This is a genomic window from Methylobacterium sp. 37f (genome assembly GCF_023093475.1).
GTDB lineage: Bacteria > Pseudomonadota > Alphaproteobacteria > Rhizobiales > Beijerinckiaceae > Methylobacterium.
The window spans coordinates 1-428 of sequence record NZ_JAGHKN010000128.1; the positions used below are offsets into that span (position 1 = coordinate 1).

Consider the following 428-nt stretch of genomic DNA (forward strand, 5'->3'; position numbering starts at 1 on the left):
GTCCGGAGCAGTTTGTCACCAACTACATCAAGCGCCTGATCGAACATCCCGGCGCGTTGCAGGTGCTCGACTTCGCCGAAGGCAAGGCGCAACTGGTCGGCATCAAGGCCTACTACGGCGGCCCTCTGGTAGGGCAGGAGCTGCGCCAGTTGCGCGAGCACATGCCGAACGTGGATACCCGCGTCGCCGCGATCTACCGCCGCAACCGGCCGATCATTCCCCAGGGCGACACGGTGATCGAGGCCGACGACGAAGTCTTCTTCATCGCCGCCAAGGCCCATATCCGCGCGGTAATGGGCGAGATGCGCAGGCTCGACGACAGCTACAAGCGGATCATCATCGCCGGCGGCGGCAATGTCGGCGAGCGCCTGGCCGAGGCCATCGAGAGCCGCTACCAGGTGAAGATCATCGAGCGCAGCCCGCTGCGC

The 428-nt window shown here is 65.2% G+C and carries 1 protein-coding gene; it reads left to right on the top strand.

Annotated elements, in window-relative coordinates:
* Positions 1-428, top strand: a 428-nt coding sequence (locus tag J7U37_RS24945; protein ID WP_282104174.1) for a TrkA C-terminal domain-containing protein, incomplete at both ends; no start/stop codon positions are given.